Below are 6,468 nucleotides of genomic sequence, written 5' to 3' on the forward strand. Positions count from 1 at the left end.
AAGCTTACACCGCTGTGCAGGTATAATTAAATTCGATACTTTTGCAAACTGTTAGGTCAATACATTAATTTAATTAGCAGTTATGATAAATGAAGCAATCGCGGCCATCCTGCAACAGGAAGCGGAAGCAGTACGTAATATCCCTATAACCGACGGCTATGAGGAAGCTGTGACACTTATCGTCAAACATGTACACCAACTCGGTGGCAACCTGATTACAAGCGGAATGGGGAAAGCCGGACAGATAGCCATGAACATCGCGACTACTTTCAGCTCCACCGGTACGCCCGCCTATTTCCTGCATCCCAGCGAAGCGCAGCATGGCGATTTGGGCCTCGTTCGTCAAAATGACATCATGCTCCTTATCTCCAACTCCGGAAAAACACGCGAACTGATAGAACTGGTCGAACTGACGCGCGGCTTGGCTCCCGACATGAAGTTTATCGTCATTACCAGCAATTCCGACAGCCCGCTGGCTGCCGAGGCCTCTATTTGCCTGCTGACCGGTGCTCCGAAAGAAGTCTGCCCGCTCGGACTGACTCCTACCACCTCCACCACCGTGATGACGGTCATCGGCGATATTCTGGTTGTAGGCACGATGAAACGCATCAACTTCAACTACAAAGACTACGCCAAGCGGCATCATGGCGGCTACCTGGGGTCGAAAAGCCGGGAACAGTGTAAAACCGAAAACAAATAAACGATGAGAAAAGTAATCGGCATCGGAGAAACCATCCTCGACATCATCTTCAGGAACGAACAACCGCACGCGGCTGTGCCGGGAGGCTCCGTATTCAACGGGTTGGTCTCACTGGGCCGACTCGGCATACCTATCTCCTTCATCAGCGAGGTGGGAAACGACCGGGTAGGCGACATCATCCTCAAATTCATGCAAGAGAACTCGATTTCCACCCGGTATGTAGACCGTTTCCCCGATGGGAAAAGCCCTGTATCCTTGGCTTTCCTCGACGAACATAGCAATGCCAATTACATCTTCTATAAAGACTATCCCCGCCAACGCCTGGATGTGCCCCTGCCGGAAATCAACGAAGACGACATTTTCATCTTCGGCTCCTACTATTCGCTGAACCCCGCCCTACGCTCCCGTATGGTTGAATTTCTGAACCACGCCCGCGAGCGGAAAGCCATCATCTACTACGACCCGAACTTCCGCAAGGCACATGCCCACGAAGCCATTCGCCTTACCCCCACTGTTCTTGAAAACCTTGAATACGCAGACATCGTACGCGGTTCGGATGAAGATTTCCTCAATCTGTACGGAAAGGCCGACACACAACAAGTCTATACCGAACATATCCAATTCTATTGCGACCGTTTCATCACTACGCACGGGGAAAACGGCATAAATCTGTATACAAAAACATTTCAGGAACATTTCGATGCCCCCCACATCCACCCGCTCAGTACCATCGGAGCAGGAGACAACTTTAACGCAGGTATCATCTACGGATTGTTAAAATATAATGTACGCAGCCGGGAACTTCCCACACTGGATAAAGCGACCTGGAGCCAAATAATTCAGTGTGGAATAGAGTTGGCAACCGAAGTGTGTCAAAGTTATGACAATTACATTTCTAAAGAATTTGCCGAGGCTTACAGCAAACAGTCTTAAATATCATTAACTTGCTGTATAGTAACACGTGTTTTTCATTATCTTTGTAAGGTATGATTATTAGAACTATGATATTAAAGCAAATTCTATTTCCACTCGTCAGTCTGACTTTATTCGCCGGATGCAATTCTGACAAAGCGCCGGACATTCGTACACTCTGCTTGAGGGATGGTATCGGTAACTACGTAATCAAATGGGAAACAGAACCCCACATCAATGGAGTGATGAAACTTTATGTATCCGATAATCCGGAAAGTTTCAACATGTCGAACCCGGTCATGTACTCCAATATCGATAAAGGAATCACTACCTTTATTACAAATAATAATATCACACGCAAATATTTCCTGCTTGCGTTCAACGATAAATATTACCAAACCGTCGGTTCGCGTTCGGTATCGATGGATGGCGTGCAAAACCTTCGCGACATTGGCGGCTACCTCACTCCGAACAAAAACAAGGCTACCCGTTGGGGAAAAGTATTCCGCTCCGGTCAATTGGGAGCCCTCAGCAACCTCGACACGATGCGTCTGAATAATCTGGGCATCAAGACCATCATCGACCTCCGTGGAGAAGATGAAGTAGCAGCCACTCCCGAAAAATACGGCAACGCCAAACTAATATCCATCCCTATCCCGCTGCAAAAAAAAGATATACTATCCAAGCGTATAGAAGAAGGACGCATCCGGAAAGGAGATGCCATGCTATACATGCAAGATACCTATCTGCGCTATGTCAACCACGACAACGAACAGTTCGGCAAAGCCCTGAAAGTCTTTCTGGATAAAGACAACTACCCCATCCTTATAAACTGCTCGATGGGCAAAGACCGGACCGGCTTCCTTACCGCCATGCTGTTGGCCGCGGTAGGCATACCTGAAGAAACCATAAAAAAAGACTATGTCTCTTCCAACAATTATATCAATATCAGCCACTTGGCCTATATGGCACGCAACCTCAGCCAAGACTCGCAGGAAGCCATTACCGTCCTGGTAACCGTCAACGAAGGCCTGATGGACCTCGTGTTCAATCAAATCAAAAAGGAATACGGTTCGACCGACAAATTCCTGTCAAAAGGATTAGACCTTTCCGAGAAAGAACGCGATACTTTAAAAGATATTCTATTATACTAATATGTATCCGAATAATTTACGTATCTTTGCCCATTCTGAATTTATTATATATACATATATCACATTTTGAAAACATTTGAAGAATTAGGAGTTGCCGAACCTATCCGTAAGGCAATTCAAGAAATGGGCTACGAAACGCCCATGCCGGTACAGGAAGAAGTGATTCCTTTTTTACTGGGAGATGATAACGACGTAATTGCATTGGCGCAGACGGGAACTGGGAAAACCGCAGCCTTTGGTCTTCCTATCCTGCAAAAGATAGATGTCCCGACATACCAACCTCAAGCACTTATACTTTGCCCGACAAGGGAACTTTGCCTGCAGATTGCTGACGACCTGAACGATTATTCCAAGTATATCGACAATCTGAAAGTCCTTCCCGTTTACGGAGGCTCCAGCATCGAAAGCCAGATAAAGACGCTGAAACGCGGCGTACACGTAGTAGTTGCCACCCCGGGACGTTTGCTCGACTTGATGAACCGCAAGACGGTCGACCTCAGTCTGGTGAAAAACGTCATCATGGACGAAGCTGATGAAATGCTGAACATGGGGTTCACCGACAGTATCAACGCCATTTTGGCCGAAGTGCCGGAAAACCGGAATATGTTGCTCTTCTCCGCCACCATGCCGAAGGAGATTGCCAACATTACGAAGAAGTACATGAAGAACCCGAAAGAAATCGTAATCGGGAACAAAAACGAAGGAAACAAGAACATCCGCGACATCTATTATATGGTACGGGCACAAGACAAATACCTCGCCTTGAAACGTATCGCCGATTTCTATCCGAACATATACGGTATCATCTTCTGCCGTACCCGCAAAGAGACACAGGAGATTGCCGACAAACTGATACAAGACGGCTACAACGCCGACTCCCTGCATGGTGAACTCAGTCAGGCACAACGCGACTACGTGATGCAGAAATTCCGTATCAAGAACATCCAATTGCTGGTTGCCACCGACGTAGCTGCCCGCGGACTGGATGTCGACGACCTGACACACGTCATCAACTATGGCTTGCCCGACGAAGTAGAATCCTACACACACCGCCGCGGCCGTACGGGACGTGCCGGCAAGACCGGTATCTCCATCTCCATCTGCCACGTAAAAGAAAAAGGGAAAATCCGTGAAATCGAACGTATCATCAATAAGAAGTTCGAAAAAGGAGAAATGCCTTCCGGACATGCCATCTGCGAAAAGCAACTTTTCAACCTGGTAGACCAGATAGAAAAAGTCAAGGTAAACGAAGAAGAAATCGAAACCTTGATGCCGCAGATTTACCGCAAACTGGAATGGCTGGATAAGGAAGACATCATCAAACGTGTCGTCTCTCTCGAATTTAACCGCATGATTGATTACTATAAGGATGCCGATGAAATCCTTGAAGTGGACGAACGCGGCGGACGCGACCGGGGCGAAAGAGGCGAACGCCGTTCACATGCCGCCGAAGAAGGTTTCACCCGCTTCTTCATCAATTTCGGAAAGACCGACGGGCTTTATCCGAACCAACTGATAGAACTCGTCAACAAATGTGTACCCGGAAAAGTCCGCATCGGTAAAATCGACCTCCGGGAAAACTTCTCTTTCTTCGAAGTGGAAGAAGGCGAAGCCAAACGTGTCATGGATAGCATGAATGGTTTCGAACTGGAAGGACGACGCATCTCCGTAGAACCCGCTCAAGGCAAAAAAGGCGACGGCGACGGTAAGGGACGCGGAGGCAAACGTAGCTACGGACGAAGCGAAGGAGGCTACAAAGGCAGACGCGACAGCAAAGAAGGCGGACGCCGCAACGACCGCTCAGACCGGGGCTTCAACAAAAAAGAACGCGATAGCGAACGCCCCTGGAAAAGGACGCCCGCTGCCCGTGACGCCCGTAAAAAGCGCCGCTTCTAAGAAATCTGCATAAAAATATCTCCTTACAAACAGGAAACAGCAGCATAAGCCAGCAACCCCCACCCTAAGAGGACGGGGAGTTGCCGGCTTCTTTTTTGTCCGAAGGTCCGTACCCCAAGAGCGTCAACAGGGCTCCCAAACATGCCAGTACCACCTCCGAACGGTCCACCCACAAGCCCGCTATCCCCAGTATTGCCAGGTAACACATCACTCCTTCCCGTTTCATCTTTTTCATCCGGATTCTTCTTTTTCAGGTTCAACAAAAAGCCCAAAAGGCTCATAATAAACTCCAAAATCTCTTTTAGCTTTTTCATCACGATAATTCTTTAGTTGATAACTCTTTATAATCTTTCACGCTGCGACTTCCATATCCTCTCCCCAATCGATAATACGTCCGATTTCTTCCTCCAAAAGGACAATATTACGGCGATAAACCTCCCGGTTGTCATGGTTCAATTCGCTGATATAGGGACTATAGGCAATCTCTTTGGCATAGACTTCCGGCTGGCGGCTGAAACTCCAGGCACGGTGATAGCCGGTATGGATAAGGCGAGCGAAATCGAGGAACGACATACGCAAGGAAGAATAGTGGCGGAAATGAAACTCTATCCCCCGCGCATTCTCCAGTACTGCCCGTTCGCCATGCCAGTACGCATTGGCCGTACCATACCCCATGATACCGAAAAAGTTGTGATGCTCCACAGCCAGCAACGATGTTCCCCACCCGCTTTCCAACGCTCCCTGCGCCAGAATAACACGCGGATTCATATTGAATACCTTTCCCGCTTCCTCGGCTGCCGGCCGGCATTGGCGGATATATAAAATCTTCTTATTCATCTGTCTTTTATTTGTTATATTATTGTATATCAGAAAAATAATCACTACCTTAGTTACCAGAAAACATAATATTCCGAACAATGGAAAACTCATTTAATCAGAATAAAGTATGGGGTTGGGGCGAACTGGCCCTGCAATATTTCCCGAATATCTCCCAGAAAAGTGCCACGTGCCAGCTTCTCAAATGGATACGTGTCAGCAACGTCTTAATCGCCCAACTCGAGAGTACCGGCTGGCATCCCGGACAGAAGTATCTGACCCCGAAACAACGGGACTTCATCGTGGCACATCTGGGAGAACCTTAAAGGATATCCGGGTTTTCTTCATCACCCCCTCCCGGTTCGGAAACCGGCGGAGTTTCGGGAACAAGCTTCTCGAAAGTGTAATTATTCACGGCATCACGCAGCATCTTGCCGGGACGGAACAGGATACGCTTGTTCTTGATAAGCGACTGGCTGAACTCCTTTTCCGTTGCCGTACCGGTACTGCCGAACTGAAGCTGGAAATTCCCCAACTCCCCTACCTGTACGACCTCTCCTTTACCCAGACTTCTGCGCATCACCCGAATCAGCTCGTCCAATATCAGCTTCACGTCACCGGACGATGCAGTAGAGTCTTCCGCTATCAATTCACACAACTCATACACACTCACCGTCCCCGCCGCTTTCGCATTGGCATAATATAACTTGGCATCAACCGCCGCATTTTTGCGCATATCTTTACGCAACACTAATTTGTACTTTGCAGGCATACTCTTCTTTGTTTTTTTAATTAAACACCTTGTTTTTAATCACATAACAAAGATACAACACCCCTTCCCCCGCCAGCGGAAAGACAAAGAAACAAGAGGAAGAAAGAGGAAAAGGAAGGAGAAAAGAGGCCGGAAATAATTTAGAACTTCAAACCTTTACTTCTTCAATAAAATTCTTACCTTTGGGACATCATCCGCCATTGGATGAATAACCAACA

8 protein-coding genes are annotated in these 6,468 nt (G+C 47.7%); 5 read left to right on the forward strand and 3 right to left on the reverse strand.

Translation table 11 applies throughout. The features are described 5' to 3' along the window. Positions 1 to 82: 82 nt before the first annotated feature. From DW103_RS05440 to DW103_RS05455, 4 genes are all read left to right on the forward strand, one after another. Entirely contained in the window at positions 83 to 700 is a 618-nt protein-coding gene (locus DW103_RS05440; protein ID WP_122274656.1) for an SIS domain-containing protein, read from the forward strand. Positions 701 to 703: 3 nt separating this feature from the next. After that, on the forward strand, positions 704 to 1,633 hold the full coding sequence (locus DW103_RS05445) for a carbohydrate kinase (RefSeq protein ID WP_122274657.1): 930 nt from the start codon (positions 704 to 706) through the stop codon (positions 1,631 to 1,633). Between the two features lie 68 nt (positions 1,634 to 1,701). Then, complete coding sequence (locus tag DW103_RS05450) at positions 1,702 to 2,766, forward strand: tyrosine-protein phosphatase (protein WP_122274658.1); 1,065 nt, start codon at positions 1,702 to 1,704, stop codon at positions 2,764 to 2,766. A 123-nt stretch (positions 2,767 to 2,889) separates the two neighbouring features. Further along, on the forward strand, positions 2,890 to 4,662 hold the full coding sequence (locus tag DW103_RS05455; protein ID WP_122274665.1) for a DEAD/DEAH box helicase: 1,773 nt from the start codon (positions 2,890 to 2,892) through the stop codon (positions 4,660 to 4,662). Between the two features lie 23 nt (positions 4,663 to 4,685). Here the strand turns inward: DW103_RS05455 and DW103_RS05460 are convergent, their stop codons facing one another. Continuing rightward, on the reverse strand, positions 4,686 to 4,976 hold the full coding sequence (locus tag DW103_RS05460; RefSeq protein ID WP_122274659.1) for a hypothetical protein: 291 nt from the start codon (positions 4,974 to 4,976) through the stop codon (positions 4,686 to 4,688). A gap of 37 nt (positions 4,977 to 5,013) precedes the next feature. Beyond that, the gene (locus DW103_RS05465; protein WP_122274666.1) at positions 5,014 to 5,499 is read right to left on the reverse strand and encodes a glucosaminidase domain-containing protein; all 486 of its coding nucleotides are present in this window, start codon (positions 5,497 to 5,499) and stop codon (positions 5,014 to 5,016) included. Between the two features lie 80 nt (positions 5,500 to 5,579). Between DW103_RS05465 and DW103_RS05470 the strand changes: the two genes are divergently transcribed. After that, a complete protein-coding gene (locus tag DW103_RS05470) occupies positions 5,580 to 5,804 on the forward strand; it encodes a DUF4248 domain-containing protein (protein ID WP_122274660.1) in 225 nt (74 codons plus the stop codon). On the opposite strand, the gene DW103_RS05475 is transcribed toward DW103_RS05470, so the two are convergent. Continuing rightward, a complete protein-coding gene (locus tag DW103_RS05475; protein ID WP_122274661.1) occupies positions 5,801 to 6,250 on the reverse strand; it encodes an HU family DNA-binding protein in 450 nt (149 codons plus the stop codon). The two genes, DW103_RS05470 and DW103_RS05475, sit on opposite strands and share 4 nt — an antisense overlap. Positions 6,251 to 6,468: the final 218 nt, after the last annotated feature.

The organism is Parabacteroides sp. AM08-6, from assembly GCF_003473295.1.
GTDB lineage: Bacteria > Bacteroidota > Bacteroidia > Bacteroidales > Tannerellaceae > Parabacteroides.

Bases quoted from the DNA above. Each gene is read 5' to 3' on its own strand.
- DW103_RS05455 (WP_122274665.1), top strand. From the start codon at position 2,890: ATGGGCTACGAAACGCCCATGCCGGTACAGGAAGAAGTGATTCCTTTT.
- DW103_RS05470 (WP_122274660.1), top strand. From the start codon at position 5,580: ATGGAAAACTCATTTAATCAGAATAAAGTATGGGGTTGGGGCGAACTG.
- DW103_RS05465 (WP_122274666.1), bottom strand. From the start codon at position 5,499: ATGAATAAGAAGATTTTATATATCCGCCAATGCCGGCCGGCAGCCGAG.
- DW103_RS05450 (WP_122274658.1), top strand. From the start codon at position 1,702: ATGATATTAAAGCAAATTCTATTTCCACTCGTCAGTCTGACTTTATTC.
- DW103_RS05440 (WP_122274656.1), top strand. From the start codon at position 83: ATGATAAATGAAGCAATCGCGGCCATCCTGCAACAGGAAGCGGAAGCA.
- DW103_RS05475 (WP_122274661.1), bottom strand. From the start codon at position 6,250: ATGCCTGCAAAGTACAAATTAGTGTTGCGTAAAGATATGCGCAAAAAT.
- DW103_RS05460 (WP_122274659.1), bottom strand. From the start codon at position 4,976: ATGAAAAAGCTAAAAGAGATTTTGGAGTTTATTATGAGCCTTTTGGGC.
- DW103_RS05445 (WP_122274657.1), top strand. From the start codon at position 704: ATGAGAAAAGTAATCGGCATCGGAGAAACCATCCTCGACATCATCTTC.